Here is a 15068-nt window from a genome sequence, read left to right as displayed (position 1 = left end):
TTATGAACTTTACAGACAAATTAAACAAATCCGATATCGATGTAGATCCGCTACAGGGTGGGGTTCAAAAATCAAAACTCCAAGAGTGGCGGAAGATATTAGTCATGCGGTTGGACAATATTGGTGATGTCATAATGACAAGTCCAGCCTTACGGGCTATCAAGGAAAATTTGCCACAATGCCATCTCACACTTATGGCGAGTCCGGGTGGGGCTCTAGCAGTAGACTTATTACCTTGGGTAGATGAAGTCTTACCTTGGCGGGTTTTGTGGCAGGATTTAGGCAAATTGGATTTTGACCCCGAGCGTGAGTGGGAATTAGTAAAAAAGCTGCAAAATGGCAAATTTGATGCAGCGATTATCTTTACTAGTTTTAGTCAAAGTCCCCATCCTGCGGGATTTCTATGTTATTTAGCGAGTATTCCATCACGAATTGGTGAATCCAAGGAGGTAGGAAATGGTGTGCTGACACTAGAAGTTCCATCCATATCAGATGAGGTTCATCAAGTAGAACGAAACTTAAGATTGATTGAACAAGCAGGGTTTGAAGTACAAGACCGCAGTCTTTGCATCCATATTTCAGAAACAGCGCAACAAGAAGCTTTATCTCTTATGTTAGGGACCGGGAACTGGGGGCTAACGACTGGGAAACAAAACTTTTCCCAATCTCCAGCCCCGAATTACCTCCTCCTCAATCCCTGGACAAGTTGCCAATCCCGAAATTATGATTCTCAACGCTTTGCACTTGCTGCACGTCAGCTTGCAGAAGTGACACAAATGCCTGCGATCGTGACAGGTGTAGACAAAGATCGTCCCAAAAGTGGGTTATTGCTCGAAGTATTGGGCGATCGCGCAATTGATTTGATTGGCAAAACAACATTACCTCAACTAGCAGCACTCATTGCCAACGCCAAGTTAGTACTGACCAATAACACCTCAACAATGCACATCGCTGATGCAACTCGCACGCCAACAGTTGTGATGTTTGCAGGAACTGAACTTGAGTCACAGTGGGAACCTCGTAACGGTACATCCCGCTTGCTTCGCCGTCCCACTCCGTGTAGTCCGTGCTATGCCTTTACGTGTCCTTACAATCTCGAATGCCTTGATATCCCACCAGAGGAAGTCGTTTCTACAGGGTTGAAATTGATAGAAATTGCTAATGGCTAATGGCTAATGGCTAATGGCTGATTGCTAATGGCTAACAACTAACAAATAACAACTTACAACTCACAATGATTGCTATTATTGCTGGCAGTTATCAACCCGAACGCTGTGGTGTGGCTCACTACACTGCTTGTTTGCGAAATGCCCTTCATAAGTTAGATGTTCAATCTGTTGTCCTCACAACTCATGCTGCTGCAAAAGAAGCTAGCGAACCTGAAGTTAAGGGGGTAGTTAATGATTGGCAATTAACAGATTTGTTGGTGTTAGTGCGATCGCTACACGCAATAAATGCTGATATTTTGCACATTCAACACGCAGCAGGTACATACGGTTTTGAACGTTCGATCTTTCTGTTGCCATTACTTTTGAAAGCTACTGGATATCGCAAATCAATTGTAACAACTGTCCATGAATACGGCTGGTGGGAGTGGCAACCCAAAGGGATACCGCCACAATTTTTAGAATGGTTAAAGATGTGGGGACAGCAACATGGTTGGTGGGATAGGGAAGATGGATTTTTACTCACTTTAAGTGATGCGCTGATTGTCACCAATGCTGAAGCAGAAGCAGTCATTCACAAACGGCTACCACAATTACACGATCGTGTATCAAGTATTCCCATTGCTGCTAACGTCGATGTTTACCCTATCGATCGCAGTACGGCACAGCAAATTATTCGTGAGAAATATAATTTTACAATTGATAACGTTATTATTGCTTTCTTTGGTTTTCTCCACCCAGTTAAAGGCATAGAAACACTTTTACCAGCATTTCAAAAAGCTCTTGAAACTCATCCACAAGCACGACTGTTACTGATAGGTGGTGTAGAAAGTTTAGCTTTGCGAGGCGATGAAGCAAAGCGTTATTGGGATAAACTCCACGCCCTTGTTGCGGAACTAAATTTAAATACTAAAGTCTATCTTACAGGCTATTTAGATGCTGAAAGCGCCTCTAAATACCTTTCTGCATGTGATATTGGAGTGCTTCCTTTTAATCATGGCATGACTGTGAAAAGCGGTTCGCTTCTCACTTTATTGGCTCATGGTTTGCCAGTCATTGCCACCCAACATCCCACTCCTCTCCCTGACCAGCATCCAGTATACCTCGTTCCTCCACGCAATATTGATGCTTTGGCAAATGCTCTTTGTCAGTTGCTAAACCATCCTGAAAAACGCCATCATCTCGGTAATATCGGTCGTGCTTTTATTCAAAACTTCACGTGGCATAATATTGCGCGATCGCATCTAAATATTTATCAAAACTTGCTAAAATTTTAAATGAAAACGTTTTTAAACTACATGAATGAAGCACAAGAAAAATTACAGATTATAGATGAACAGATTGAAGAGCGGGTACAGGCAATTCCTACAGAGCATAGCTGGTGGCTGTGCCGGAGAGGTTGTGATGGATGCTGCTGAGAAGTCCGCAAGTCCTCCAGAACTGAGTCCTATAGAATGGGAGCGTATCGATACAGCAGTTGCAGCACTCGATGCAACAGTACGTGCTGAAGTGAAACATAAAATTGATGCACTCCTGGTACAGATTGCAGGGGATACGTTAGGAACATGTGTTGTTTGTCCCTACTTGGATGAGCAGTCTGGCTCTTGTCTTATCTACAATGACCGTCCTATTGTTTGTCGTACTTATGGGTTTTTTGTAGGGCGCAACAGAAATTTCTATTGCAAACAGATTGAAACTGAAGTATCTGCGCGTGGCGATGACATAATATGGGGTAATTTTGAAGCGATCTCCGATCGACTAATGCGGCTTGGTGGAGACTTAATCCCTTTTGAAGTGCATTATCAAAACTTGATTTTGTAAAGCACATAATGTATTGATGCCGTATAAACAGTCACAGCTAAATAAGGGAGCATCCCAATGAGTGAAAAAACAAGTTTGCGATTGAAATCGCGGCTATACAAACGAAACCTGCCTACGCAGGTTATTTTTTAAGAAAGTCCACGTAGGTTGGCTTTGTTTGTATAGCCCGAGAATTCTATTCTGAGGGTAATCGGCGCTCTTTGGGATGCGCCTCTTTCCTGTCTTTTAAAAGACCAAATTTGAGAAAATTTAAATTTTGCAAATATTATTTACAATTAGTAGTTTTTTAACTAAAAGAAATACTAAAGTCTTTATTTCACTTCTTCTGAGCTAGCTTATTAGAAATAAGAATTTTCTTATATAGCAATAGTTAAAAGCAGTCAAGCCTGTATGATGAAAAACACTCTTGTCAAGAAGAAAGTTTATCGTATATCTTTTTGCAATCAGGCGGCATAATACCCCTTGATTGATAGATTACCCAATTTAATTACAGGAAGTCAAAAATGACTGCTTTTTCTCGTCCTTCAGTGTTGCAAAAGACTCTAAATGTTACACTGTCCAAGCCCGTACAGGTAACGCTTTATATGCTGCTATCCACTCTTACAATCTGGACTGTGTTCTTCTCCACCTATCCTGCGGCTCACAACACAACACACTCGGTACGCCATCACACTTTAGGCGTTGCATGTCACTAAATTATTAGAATTCTATTATTTTTTAGGTGTATTTAGGCTTTACTCAGATACCTAACAAAGTAATGGTGCTAAAAGGCACAAAATCCGTGCTTGTGTTTGAGGTAGAGGTAATTTTAAGTGATGTAGAAATGCTTTATGTCCTTTCTCTACATCACCTTACTTTGATGGCGTATAATGTCCAATTTCTATCACCAAGTTGCGTTTATACATCATGCTCTCTCCCTTATCATCCTTGTCAAAATCTCAGTCGCACTCACGTACAAAATTTTTGCACTTTCTATAAGGTTCTATGAAAAAGTATCGCCTGTTTGGGGTTATTAGCGGTGTTTGCATCGTACTGTCAATTCTCTATTCCTTTGCAGGAGTTTCTCAAACTCCTGCACCTAAAGTGCTACTGACTACCAACCCACCCCTAGAACATATCGTTCCTTTTGAAGCAGAAGCACAAAGAGAACAATCTCCTGTTACTTTGACATTACAGGCTGTGGATGCTACAGGTAAACCTTTAGAAAATGCTCTCATTGGCTTGGAAATTCTGACGCCGCCGACAAATCCCTTATTGACAACGGATTTTCCAATAGTTGAGGGTACAAAATTGTTGCAAATGGAAGCAGCCACACCTAAGGGTCAGCTAGAAATTCAACAGATTTTCCCCATTCGTGGAAATTACCAATTGCAGGTGAATGTATCACCTTTAGTCGCCAATGCTTTTACTCCCTACAAGCAAACCTTAAATCTAAATGTTCGGGAAAATCCAGTTAAATATAAATATTTTGCTATCGTTGCAGCGATTTTAGTGTCAGTTGGATTATTGGGCGGTTGGGTTATTGGCGGACAAGAACAACTGCGACAAGGGGAGATTGCACCGCAGTCAGTGCGTTTGTTGTTAAGTGGATTGACTGCGATCGCCATCGCAACTCTATTGTTTATTAATATTAGTGCAGAAATTGCAGAAGCCCATGGCAGTGGGCACAATAGCGGTACAGAAGCTATTGCACCATCAGTTCAGCAATCTCAAGGTGTGGAAGTCCACCTTGAGGGAGATAAAAATGCGACTGTTGGAAAACTTGCTCATTTAACGTTACAGGTAAAGGACACCGCGACAGGACAACCTATCAAAGATGTAGCCTTACACGTAAAGGCGATCGCTCTAGAACACGGCTTAACAGTTTTTAGCTACAAAGGTATTTCTAACTCTCAAGGCAAATTAACATGGCACGAACAATTTTTTGATGGTTCACCCCATAAAATCGAGGTGGAGGCAACTTCCCTAAGCGGCTCTAAGCGTCAAATTACGCCAGTGACAGTGGCTCAGTCAGTTGAAGTAGAGGGGATTGCACCGCCAATGTATGTTCGCTTGCTTGGCTTATTCTACTTTACAGCTTTCACAGGCATTGGTATGGCGATTGGATTGCTAATACAGTCAAAGCTCAAGCCACCAGCAAGGTCAAGTTTATCTCATTAGCCTTTCTATCAAGCGGCTTATGAACCAAAAAACATGATTGGAAACAGCAGGCAGTATTTACAATCGGGCAATTGGGAGTCTAACCGTTTGACGAATCTAAATGTTCTACCAAAAAACGATACAGGTTGAGAAGATGACTGTCAGCCAAGCTGTAATAGACGTTTCGACCTTCCCGACGGTAGTTAACTAAATGCATAGCTTTTAACAATCGCAGTTGATGGCAAACAGCTGATTCTGTCATTTTTGTTAATGCTGCTAGATCGCAAACACACAACTCTTGGGAAGCCAAAGCTGATAGAAGGCGCAGGCGGTTTGTATCTGCTAGCACTCCAAAAATCTCTGACATCTGTTGTGCCTTGTCTGTTGGCAGGATTTGTACTTTTGAGGAGCATACACGATCTAGATGTACTACGTGAGCGTCACAGATTGGTGCATCCAAATGAGTCAGTTGCTCCAAGTCTTGCTTTGTTTTGTGCTTATTCATGGTGTCTTTGGTAAAAAATAGTTTTCAATTTTAATAGTACCTAAACTTATTGCTGTTGTACAATTGAGCATTTGTTCAATTATTTAAGTTAGAATATTGGCAATTCACTTTGTAGTTCTTTCTCTAAAGCTGCCATGACTCAAACACCTGCCCTAAGGACTCAGCTTTTACAGGTTGATGGTATGGACTGTGGAAGTTGTGCTAAGACCGTTGAAGCTAGCTTGCATTCATTACGCGGTGTGACGGAAGCAACTGTTAGTTTTGCAACCAGACGAGTTAAAGTATCCTATAAGCCGGATATCTTGAATGAAGTTGAAATTATCAATCGTATAACTGCTCTAGGTTACACCGTTGAGGTGGCACCTGCTAAAAAGCTACAGGCACAAATCAGTGGGATGGATTGTGGCAGCTGTGCCAAAACAGTTGAAGTTGGATTGCAACAGATGCCAGGTGTAAAAGATGTATCAGTTAACTTTGCCACAGAAAGATTGCAACTATCCTATGACCCCAAACTGGTAAACGAGGCAGCAATACATGAAAGAATTAAAGGTCTGGGATACATGGTAGAGGAGAGCCTTGAATCTGGTGAGGGTCATCACACCCACGACAATTGCCACCACCACAATAGTGACCGAGAACACGATCGCGATCGCGCTCATCCAATCCCTCAGCCTCCTCAAAATCCTGCTCCAACAACCTGGAAATTCTGGATTGCTAACCGCCGGGGACAGAGCGTAATTTTAGCAGGAGTGGGATTAGTTCTGGGGTTACTTGCTCAATATTTAGCGCTACCCGTTTGGATAGCACGAGCTTTCTATGGCACTGGCATTATAGTGACTGGATATCCTATTGCACGAGCAGGTTTGTTTGAGTTGCGCTTGCGCCGCGCTGACATGAATCTACTGATGACCATTTCAGTGATTGGAGCAATGATTTTAGGGGATTGGTTTGAAGGGGCGCTCGTCCTATTTTTGTTCTCGTTAGGGACAACACTGCAAATTTTTACCTTTGGTCGTACCCGCAATGCTATTAGCGCTCTCATGGATTTAGCTCCATCGACTGCTACTGTTAAGCGGGACAATAAAGAAGTCACTGTAACTGTTGAAAACGTTCAGATAGGTGAAATTTTAACCATCCGACCGGGACAGCGCGTGGCGTTAGATGGCATAGTCGTTTCTGGTACAAGCGCCATTGACCAATCCCCAATTACAGGAGAGTCAATTCCAGTTGATATTGCTCCTGGCGATACTGTGTATGCCGGAACATTAAATCGAGCGGGTTTTTTAGAAGTTCAAGTCACTCATACATCTCATGATACGACCTTTGCCAAAATTCTTCATTTGGTAGAAGAAGCCCAAGGAAGCCGCGCTCCTACACAGCAATGGGTAGATCGGTTTGCAGAAGTTTACACTCCAATTGTAATTTTGATAGCGATCGCCATTGCCCTGATTCCACCATTAGCATTTGCCCAATCTTTTAACGTTTGGCTCTATCGGTCACTTGTAATGTTGGTCATAGCCTGTCCTTGTGCCTTGGTAATTTCTACCCCTGTTTCGATTGTTAGCGCTATTGGTGCTGCCAGTCGTCAAGGAGTCTTATTCAAAGGTGGTCATGCACTGGAAACTGCCGGACATCTGACAACTCTTGCCTTTGATAAAACTGGCACCCTTACGCAAGGTTTACCTGTTGTGCAGAAAGTTTACGATCTTGAAACAGTCGATACAAATACAGTGCTACGGATTGCAGCTTCCCTCGAACAACTCTCAGAACATCCATTAGCAAAGGCAATCGTGGCAAAGGCTAGCTTGGAAGGGATAGACTTAGAAATACCGCTTAACTTCAAAGCCTTACCGGGCAAAGGAATTCAGGCAAGTTTTGGCGGACTGTTATACTTTGTTGGCAATCGACGGTTGTTCGCAGACTCTGGTATTGGTTTGTCCAGTCAAGCAGAATCTCTGTTAGCTGAGATCGAACAGTGCGGTCAAACCCCAGTGCTGGTGGGAACAACGCAAGGATTGTTAGGAGCGATCGCTCTTTCGGATGGACTGCGGTTGGAAACAACAGAGGCGGTACGACAGCTCAAGCGCGTTGGACTAAAACGGTTGGTCATGCTAACAGGCGATCGCACGGCTGTTGCCAAGCAGATTGCCCAACAAGTAGGTATTGCAGAGTATCGAGCAGAGTTGTTACCCGAAAACAAGCTTCAAGCAATTGAACAATTGCGTCAAAAAGGAGTGGTAGGTATGGTTGGAGACGGTATTAACGATGCGCCAGCCTTAGCTGCTGCAGATATTAGTTTTGCAGTTGGTGGAATCGACGTTGCTTTGGAGACAGCAGATGTCGTGCTAGTGGGAAGTGACTTGAGACGGTTGGCTTATGCAGTGGAATTAAGCCGCAAAACTGTATCTGTGATTCAACAAAATGTTGTCTTTTCTTTGGTAACAAAGGTATTGTTTTTATTGTTAGGGACTTTTGGTTTTGTTGGGCTGGCGATCGCTGTCTTAGCAGATACAGGAACTTCGTTGCTGGTAACCGCGAATGGAATGCGACTATTCAGAACAAAGCGTATAAATTAGCTCTACGAGCTTTTTGCCCCTATTCCGCATCTTAACTGTCACAGACAAAAAACTCTTCAAGAGCGAGAAAGTAATCAAAGGGATCTGCTCCAGTAAAATAGTGATGAGATTTATTAGAAATGTACTTGTGCGATCGCTCCTAAAGATTGACTAACAGTTGCTAAAACTCTGGAACACGGGTCGTAAAAGATGGCAATTGTAGAGTGTTATGAGTCGGGTGAATATTACATTGCTTTTGAAAAACAGCTAGATATACTATCTGGAGCAAAATGTATACAGAATCGAGAAAATGTTTCAGAAGTATCTTGCTATAGAGACGATTGAATTTGTAGGTCGATCCATTCGATATCTTCACCATTAAAGGCTGGTGGTGGTGGAGCTTGAGTGTAATCTATAGATAAATCATATCCTGCTTCATCGTAAATTGCATTTAGGGCAGCTTGCAGGTTGAGAACGGCATTTGGATCTGGATTGCGAAGAGGAATGGGAGTGCGATTCGTTGGCAACCGAATCACGGTAACCAGTCCGTACATAAGTTGCCCAAGGCGAAACCCTAGAGTAACCTTGAACTCTCGGTCGGATGTGGGTGCAACTCCCACCCATCAGACTCAGATGTGACTCCCTATCTGCCCACAGTGACCAAACTCGGAATTTTGGAGGCTGAAGCTGGGAACAGGGCGCAATCAGACGGCTGTTATGGGCTGACACTGGCGCTAACGGGGAGTTCCTAAGGTGAAACCGAGCCTATAAAAGCGACCCACCTCTGAGCGGGGCATAACAGCAAAACCCCGACTCGACTGGAGCTAATTCCCGCCTCACTTCTTCCATAGTAGAGGTAAGAGTCTAGGGAATCCAGTGGTCGAATTGGCTACACCTAACGGAACAACGCCACATGCTTCAACCGGGGAAACCCCGGCAACGCAGTGGCTCATCAATCTGACTGAGGGAACGAATAAAAACGAATTAAAAGGTCAAGGGACAGGTCGAACCCCTTGTAGGCTGGACGAGTTGCGGAACTCCTTTGATTCGGGTAGGACAGACCGCAATTGGTCTGAGGCGTTCAGAGTAAAGGATTTGGAGTAGAGTATGATTAGACGCAGTAGCAATATTAGCGAATCCTGGAAGACGTTACCGTGGAAGAAATTCCGCCAAAACCTATTCCGCCTGCAAAGAAGAATTTACAAAGCTGTTTGTGTTGGTGACTACCGCAAAGCGAGGTCACTTCAAAAACTGATTCTGAAATCCACCTCGGCACGATTGCTTGCTGTTCGTCAAGTATCGCAGTTGAACGCTGGGAAAAAGACCCCAGGAATTGATGGCATAGCAAAGCTCACCTTCTTGCAACGGTTTGACCTAGCAGATAAGCTACTACGCCATGGTAGAAACTGGAAACACCAGGGACTACGCGAAATTCCCATTCCTAAAAAAGATGGGAATTTCAGAATTCTGAAGGTTCCTACTATGGCGGACAGGGCGTGGCAATGCCTCGTCAAATACGCACTAGAACCAGCGCACGAAGCAACTTTCCATGCAAGGAGCTATGGGTTTAGACCGGGACGCTCTACGCACGACGCGCAGAAAATCCTACAAATTAACCTGAAATCCAACTCCAATGGAAAAGATAAGCGAGTCATCGAACTCGATATCGAAAAATGCTTCGATAGGATAAGCCACTCAGCGATTATGGATAGACTTATTGCTACTCGTAACATAAAGCAAGGAATCTTCCGATGCTTAAAAGCCGGAGTCAACCCAGATTTTCCTGAACAAGGAACGCCGCAGGGCGGAGTGGTAAGTCCCCTACTAGCGAATATTGCGCTTAATGGCATAGAGGATATTCACCAATCTGTAAGATATGCAGACGATATGGTGATTATACTCAAACCAAAAGATAACGCGCAATTAATCCTTGACGAAATCAGCAAGTTTCTTGCCAATAAGGGAATGAATGTCAGCGAAAAGAAGACCAAGCTCTCTCGCACGACAGATGGCTTTGATTTCCTCGGTTGGCACTTTAAGGTGCAAACCAACGGAAAGTTTAGATGTGTCCCATCAACGGATAACTTCAAAAAGTTCCGTCAGAAAGTTAAAGCTGTCGTCAACAACTCAAATTATGGTGCTAAGGCAAAAGCTCTTAAGCTAGCGCCCATAGTCAGAGGTTGGAGGAATTACCACCGCTACTGTAAGATGGATGGCTCACGGTTCTCTCTGTATCACATCCAGAAAAGAGCGTTCAAGGTATTCAATAAGGAAGCCAAGCAAACGCGCTATTCCAGCAAGAGATTACTGGACAAAGCGTTTCCATCAGTTCCTTACTCCGAGAATAAGTTCGTCAACGTCAAAGGAACTAAATCCCCCTTTGATGGCGATATCACCTATTGGAGCCAGCGTAACAGCAAACTCTACGACGGTGAAACCTCTGTTGCCTTAAAACGGCAAAACCATACGTGTGCAGCCTGTGGGCTGAAGTTCCTAACCGATAAGCGAGTTAACCTCCACCATATCGATAAGAACCACGCCAACTGGAAACAAAACAATCTGATAGCAGTACACGAAAGCTGTCACAACTACCTGCACATGAGCAAACGCGAAAGCTAAGAACGTCGGAAGCTGGGTGCGGGGAAACTCGCATGCCCAGATTTAACAGAGAGGTGCGGCGGATAATACCGCCCATCGACTCTACCATTATAGGAAGTGTATCTTGTAACTTCACAGGCCACACGTCCATCACTGAAAACCCTGCACGAGTAAGAGTTACTAAGTAGGGTACCTTTGGTAAACGGGGATGATTAAATGGACGAGTTCCCCTACGCAGTAAGTCAATTTCAATGAGATGGACGTTAGCGTTATACAAACGCTGGCGTTTTCTACGGTAATCGGTCAAATTCGGTTCGCGCTTATTTACTGGTGAGAGTATTTCTATACAAGATACCAGTACGTTATTAGCAGTATCGCGAATCTCTATAGAGGGAATACGAATTTCGACTGGTTGAATGACTGGAAGCGTTAGCAGTGGAGGAGTTGTGACAGTGCCTGATTGGAGTGATGGAGATGTTTCACGCTGTGTCCGCAGTTGCAAGACTTCAACGTCGGGGTATAGGATGGCAACTTCGCTTTCAGGAGAAGTATCTTCAACGACGTATATTTCAAGTCTTGCTGCGTATTTAGGACGCAATTGTGGCGTGAGAAAAGCACGGATCTTGCTCGCTAGTGCGTTATGAACATCGGGCCACAGCCCAGCTTCAAGGTATGGGTCCATACCGGGGAAGGGAGAAGGCATTGCAATACCCGTTGGATTGAATTTACGCCTTTATTCTAAACTGCCTCGATCGCATTTGGGGGAGGCAAAAATGGAGATAGCATTTTAACCGACATAATTAATATAATTTTTTTCAATTGATGTTACTTGCTATCATATATGCATGTGAAGTAGATACTGTATCATTAATTAAGAAAATTTCTCGTAGTAAAAAATGAAAATTTTGTCAAAGGTTACGATTAACAGTAGAATATATATTCAATATACAGATTTTGAAAGCACTTAACAAAGGATTTAATTTTATGAGCATAAAAGTAAAACCCATATCAGAAAAAATAGGAATGCAAGTTATTAATGCAGACCATCAAAATATTTTAGATTTAGATCGAGAAGAAATTATTAATCTTTTTAAGAAATACGGTGTTTTATTATTCAAAAACTTTCAATCAAATACTGAAGATTTTCAAGAATTTAGCAATTCATTAAGTAATAACTTTAGAGATTATGCTGGAGGAGCTTTCAATCGAAAAGTTATTAACGAAGATAAGACGCTTTTAAGCGTTAATGATTTCCAGCACGAAATTAAGTTACATGGAGAAATGTATTATCAGAAGAATATACCACTTCTAATATGGTTTTTTTGTGCCAATCCGGCATCACAAGATGGAGAAACAATTATATGTGATGGCAGAGAAATTTTTAACGAACTCAGTGATTCCATGAAAGATATATTGAGTAAAAAGAAGCTAAAATTTACTGCTAGTGCAACAAAAGAAGAATGGCAAAAAAAATATAAAGCTGATAATATCGATGAATTAAAGGAAATTTGTAAAAATAATCATACATTTTTAACTATATTTGAAGATGAATCAATTAGTCTGGAATACGTCTGCCCAGCTATTGTTTCCAGTAGATGTGGAAAATATCAAGTTTTTATTAATAGCCTGCTGGCAGCAAAGCAGCTAAATCCAAAGGTTATTAAATTTGAAGATGATTCAGAAATTTCCGACGAGCTTATTTTTGAAATTGATAAAATTGTTGAAAAACTTGTGGCTGCTATTGCTTGGGAAAAAGGCGATATTTTAATGATTGATAATACAAGAATTCTTCATGGTAGAAAAGCTTTTTCCGATCCTCAAAGAGATATTTATATAAGGTTATGCGATCCAGCTTTTCCATTCTAAGTTAAAAATTTTCCTCCAGTCCTAACATAAGCAAGGCGTTATCAAACCAAATTGAATCAATCAGCATGGTTAGCTTGGAGTCTGAAAAGCAGGCCTTAAAACGAAGTTATGAGCATTTCAATGCAATTCCAAAGTGTTACAAAAATTGCTGTTCTCCGTGCCAATGCCGTCGGAGATTTTATTTTTGCTCTACCAGCTTTAGAAGCCTTACGCCAAACTTATCCCGCCGCAGAAATTGTTTTGTTGGGCTTGGATTGGCATGCTGCTTTTTTAAAAAATAGACCGTCTCCCATTGATAGAGTTGTTGTCATTCCGCGCAGCCGTGGTGTCCGTGGGAATGCTAATACGGAAGACAATCCGCCAGAGCTAGCTGACTTTTTTGCCAAAATGGTGGCAGAAAAGTTTGATGTTGCTATTCAAATGCATGGCGGGGGACGTTACTCTAATCCTTTTGTACTCCGTTTGGGAGCTAAAACCACAGTAGGATTGAAAACTCCAGATGCCGTACCACTGGATTTTTGGGTTCCTTATATATACTATCAACCCGAAATTCTGCGCTATCTGGAAGTTGTTTCTCTTTTAGGTGCAAAAACAACTCAACTAGAACCGCATCTTGCTGTTACATCAGCAGATTTAGCTGAAGCTCAAAGCATTGTTAGTATAGATGAGAAACCTTTAGTTGCGCTTCATCCTGGTGCCACAGATTCCCGGCGCTGGTGGTCGGTGGAAAAATTTGCTGCAGTGGGGGATGCAGTGGTGGATGCTGGTGCGGAAGTTGTGGTTACTGGAACTCACTCAGAACGGGAATTAGTTGAGACAGCGATCGCTTCTATGAAAACGCAAGCACGGGGTAAAATACACAATCTATGCGATCGCCTTTCACTTGGCGGTCTTGCCGGTTTGTATAAACTGTGTAAAGTTGTTGTTTCCAATGACTCCGGTCCCTTGCACATCGCAGCTGCTGTTGGCTGTGCAACTGTTGGTATTTACTGGTGTGGAAACTTAATGACAGCCGGACCTATGACTCGTTCCCGTCACCGTCCTGCCATTTCTTGGCGTCTTCACTGTCCCGTGTGTGGTGTTGATTGTACTCGCGACTCTTGTGACCATCGTAACTCTTTTGTCGATGATGTCTCCGTACAAGAGGTGGTTGAATCAGTGCTGGAATTGCTCGGTCATAAGTCTACCACCAATGAATAAACTCTATCCCTAGGAGGCAATAGCAACGCCTTCAGAAAGATGCGATCGCCATACAACATCCTGTATCAATTAATTCAGGATAAAAGCACATGATCGCATCTTAGGAGAGGATATCGATAGATGAACTGGCAGGACATTTGGGGGCTGCTGAAAGAAACATATAACGAATGGAGCAACGATAAGGCTTCTAGATTAGCAGCTGCTCTATCGTATTACACAATTTTTTCCATTGCTCCATTGCTCATTATCGTTATTGCCATAGCAGGAGCAGTGTTTGGAGAAGATGCCGCTAGGGGAGCCATTAGCGAGCAACTTCAAGGTCTAATCGGTCAATCAGGGGCAGAAGTGATTCAAACAGCCATAGAAAATGCCAGCCAACCCAAGGCTGGGACTATCGCTTCTCTTATCAGTATCGTTGTCCTTCTATTTGGTGCTACTGGTTTATTTAACGAATTACAAGATTCTCTCAATACCATTTGGGAAGTGCAGCCAAAACCGGGACGTGCTGTCAAAACTATGGTTCGCCAACGCTTTGCTTCCTTTGCTTTGGTGATAGCTATTGGATTTTTACTGCTTGTTTCCTTGGTCGTGAGTGCAGTTTTAGCAGGTATAGTAGGTTACTTCAGTAATTTACTTCCAGGCATTGATTTTATCTGGCAAGTGATTAACTTCATTCTTGGTTTTGTCATCACCACCGTATTATTTGGACTGATTTTTAAAGTTTTGCCAGATGTCAAAATAACTTGGAATGATGTTTTAATTGGTGCGGCTCTCACCTCGCTGCTCTTTTCCATTGGTAGGTATCTTTTAGGACAGTACTTGGGAAACGGTAGTTTTGGCTCAACCTACGGTGCTGCTGGTTCATTAGTTGTTATTTTGGCTTGGGTTAACTATGCAGCACAAATTCTCTTTTTTGGTGCCGAATTTACCCAAGTTTATGCCAGAAAATATGGTTCCCGTATTGTTCCGACTCACAACGCCATTCCTTTAACGGAAAAAGCTCGCCGCGAGCAAGGATTAAAACCTCAAGGTAATACACAAGTACTAAATCAAAAACCCGCAGGCGATCGCAGATCTTTGTCAAAATTAGGCAATAAATTATTGCGAGCGATCGCACCATCTAAGCGTATAAAAAGGAGAAAAAATCGCTAAGAATTTGAGACTTGATAGCAAAGGCTTATAACTCTAGATAGATACAATAAGAGAGACGGAAAATGC

13 protein-coding genes are annotated in these 15068 nt (G+C 42.7%); 10 read left to right on the top strand and 3 right to left on the bottom strand.

Features of this window, described 5'->3' with window-relative positions:
* Positions 1–2 precede the first annotated feature (2 nt).
* The 5 genes from AB0756_RS05335 to AB0756_RS05315 all read left to right on the top strand — a co-directional run bounded on the left by AB0756_RS05335 (position 3) and on the right by AB0756_RS05315 (position 5147).
* Positions 3–1169, top strand: coding sequence for a glycosyltransferase family 9 protein (locus AB0756_RS05335; protein WP_082051795.1), 1167 nt, complete (start codon positions 3–5; stop codon positions 1167–1169).
* A gap of 65 nt (positions 1170–1234) precedes the next feature.
* Complete coding sequence (locus tag AB0756_RS05330) at positions 1235–2443, top strand: glycosyltransferase (protein ID WP_038108557.1); 1209 nt, start codon at positions 1235–1237, stop codon at positions 2441–2443.
* 55 nt (positions 2444–2498) lie between these two features.
* A complete protein-coding gene (locus AB0756_RS05325; RefSeq protein WP_082051794.1) occupies positions 2499–2987 on the top strand; it encodes a YkgJ family cysteine cluster protein in 489 nt (162 codons plus the stop codon).
* A gap of 503 nt (positions 2988–3490) precedes the next feature.
* Positions 3491–3682: a CbtB domain-containing protein gene (locus tag AB0756_RS05320; RefSeq protein WP_072040795.1), complete on the top strand. Its 192-nt coding sequence runs from the start codon at positions 3491–3493 to the stop codon at positions 3680–3682.
* A gap of 289 nt (positions 3683–3971) precedes the next feature.
* Positions 3972–5147, top strand: coding sequence for a hypothetical protein (locus tag AB0756_RS05315; RefSeq protein WP_038108556.1), 1176 nt, complete (start codon positions 3972–3974; stop codon positions 5145–5147).
* A 79-nt stretch (positions 5148–5226) separates the two neighbouring features.
* Here AB0756_RS05315 and AB0756_RS05310 read toward each other — a convergent pair whose 3' ends face one another.
* On the bottom strand, positions 5227–5631 hold the full coding sequence (locus AB0756_RS05310) for an ArsR/SmtB family transcription factor (RefSeq protein ID WP_038108555.1): 405 nt from the start codon (positions 5629–5631) through the stop codon (positions 5227–5229).
* Between the two features lie 134 nt (positions 5632–5765).
* Here AB0756_RS05310 and AB0756_RS05305 point away from each other — a divergent pair, with 134 nt between their 5' ends.
* Positions 5766–8207, top strand: a complete 2442-nt coding sequence (locus AB0756_RS05305; RefSeq protein ID WP_050046303.1) for a heavy metal translocating P-type ATPase — start codon at positions 5766–5768, stop codon at positions 8205–8207.
* A 308-nt stretch (positions 8208–8515) separates the two neighbouring features.
* Here AB0756_RS05305 and AB0756_RS05300 read toward each other — a convergent pair whose 3' ends face one another.
* The gene (locus tag AB0756_RS05300; RefSeq protein ID WP_038072302.1) at positions 8516–8740 is read right to left on the bottom strand and encodes a DUF4058 family protein; all 225 of its coding nucleotides are present in this window, start codon (positions 8738–8740) and stop codon (positions 8516–8518) included.
* Between the two features lie 553 nt (positions 8741–9293).
* Here AB0756_RS05300 and AB0756_RS05295 point away from each other — a divergent pair.
* On the top strand, positions 9294–10805 hold the full coding sequence (locus tag AB0756_RS05295; protein ID WP_038072299.1) for a group II intron reverse transcriptase/maturase: 1512 nt from the start codon (positions 9294–9296) through the stop codon (positions 10803–10805).
* Here AB0756_RS05295 and AB0756_RS05290 read toward each other — a convergent pair.
* A complete protein-coding gene (locus tag AB0756_RS05290) occupies positions 10696–11487 on the bottom strand; it encodes a DUF4058 family protein (RefSeq protein ID WP_237265851.1) in 792 nt (263 codons plus the stop codon). The genes AB0756_RS05295 and AB0756_RS05290 overlap by 110 nt on opposite strands.
* A gap of 281 nt (positions 11488–11768) precedes the next feature.
* Between AB0756_RS05290 and AB0756_RS05285 the strand changes: the two genes are divergently transcribed.
* The 3 genes from AB0756_RS05285 to AB0756_RS05275 all read left to right on the top strand — a co-directional run bounded on the left by AB0756_RS05285 (position 11769) and on the right by AB0756_RS05275 (position 15002).
* Entirely contained in the window at positions 11769–12650 is an 882-nt protein-coding gene (locus AB0756_RS05285; protein WP_038072296.1) for a TauD/TfdA family dioxygenase, read from the top strand.
* A gap of 108 nt (positions 12651–12758) precedes the next feature.
* Positions 12759–13850, top strand: a complete 1092-nt coding sequence (locus AB0756_RS05280) for a glycosyltransferase family 9 protein (RefSeq protein WP_038072293.1) — start codon at positions 12759–12761, stop codon at positions 13848–13850.
* 120 nt (positions 13851–13970) lie between these two features.
* Positions 13971–15002 carry a YihY/virulence factor BrkB family protein gene (locus tag AB0756_RS05275; RefSeq protein ID WP_038072290.1) on the top strand — a complete coding sequence of 344 codons (1032 nt, stop codon included), beginning with the start codon at positions 13971–13973 and terminating at the stop codon, positions 15000–15002.
* Positions 15003–15068 lie beyond the last annotated feature (66 nt).

The organism is Tolypothrix campylonemoides VB511288_2 (assembly GCF_045999855.1).
Lineage (GTDB): Bacteria > Cyanobacteriota > Cyanobacteriia > Cyanobacteriales > Nostocaceae > Scytonema > Scytonema bouteillei_A.
This window is presented reverse-complemented; position numbering and strand designations above follow the sequence as displayed.